The following is a 242-nucleotide window of genomic DNA, read 5'->3' as shown; positions in this document are numbered from 1 at the left end:
CCGCCATCTCGGATGCCGCGCGGTCGACCGTCGTGTCGGCATTGCCGAAATCGCCGTCGGCCTGGGCCTGCACCAGGATGCCGTCGCGGCGTGGCACGACATTGAGATTGTGGTTGCGGTAGACGAGGCCGTAATTCACCTCGGCCTGCGGTATCAGGCGGGCGGTCTGGCCGCGCACCGGCACGATCGTCTCGTCGCCCAGCAGGGCGCGCGCGCCATAGCCGGTGCAGTTGACGAGGGTC

The 242-nt window shown here is 69.0% G+C and carries 1 pseudogene; it reads right to left on the bottom strand.

Features of this window, described 5'->3' with window-relative positions:
• Positions 1–242 (bottom strand): annotated as a pseudogene (locus G5A07_RS21660) (D-amino-acid oxidase); the annotation flags it as partial.

It is taken from the genome of Stenotrophomonas sp. AS012628 (assembly GCF_010608305.1).
Taxonomy (GTDB): Bacteria; Pseudomonadota; Gammaproteobacteria; order Xanthomonadales; family Xanthomonadaceae; genus Stenotrophomonas; species Stenotrophomonas geniculata.
The sequence above is the reverse complement of the archived record's forward strand: the minus strand, read 5'-3'. Positions and strand labels throughout refer to the sequence as shown.